The organism is Staphylococcus sp. GDY8P120P (assembly GCF_017892065.1).
GTDB classification, from domain to species: domain Bacteria; phylum Bacillota; class Bacilli; order Staphylococcales; family Staphylococcaceae; genus Staphylococcus; species Staphylococcus nepalensis.
Map to the genome: position 1 here is coordinate 1 of NZ_JAESKI010000051.1, position 765 is coordinate 765.

Consider the following 765-nt stretch of genomic DNA (forward strand, 5'->3'; position numbering starts at 1 on the left):
GCTGGCTGTTTCAATAACGTTAATGGCGGTATTTTATAGGCTTCGTTTTCTACTTCTCCTGCCTCAGATATAGAATTTGAAGCTGCATCTTCATCATATGCTTCACTTTCTTCTAATTCGTTTAAAGGTTGCTCTGTAATTCCATTATCTTCTTGATTCATTTGCTGCGCCGCACTTTGATTATTTCGATCAAAAACACGTTTAGACCTTTTATTTTGAGGTTGTGCTTGTTGAATATCTTCATCTTTATAATCGTTATGACCATAAATCGGAATTGATTGTTGCTCAGTCGTGTTGCTGCTAATCTCAGGTAAATCAGTGACATCTTTAACGTTATTTTGAGATTGTGATTGCTCAGCTGCTTTTTCAGCTTTTCTTTCTGCTTTTATACGTGCTTTAGCATCTTTCTTAATTTTATTTTCTTTACGACGCTCTTTAAGATTTGCAGAAGCATCCTGACTTTTTATTTTCATTTTTTCAAAAGCAACTTTAGATACATCTCTATGTCTTTGTTTTGTCAATAAGATAAAACTAGAAGCGATTAATAATATCGTTACAATAATAACTCCGACAATTGAAATAAGAGGTATTAATAATGCCAATAAGTAATGTCCCAATAAGCCTCCACCAAAATTTGGAAATGTCGTATGTTCATAAGATTTATAAACATATGATAGCACAGGCTCTCTGAGCGATTGTGCTCTATGCATGAAATAGTATACTATTTGAGTCACAAGTAACAATGCAATTTGTAAAACAAATGCG

The 765-nt window shown here is 33.3% G+C and carries 1 pseudogene; it reads right to left on the bottom strand.

The features are described 5' to 3' along the window. Positions 1 to 765 (bottom strand): annotated as a pseudogene (locus KA900_RS14580) (cell division protein FtsK); the annotation flags it as partial.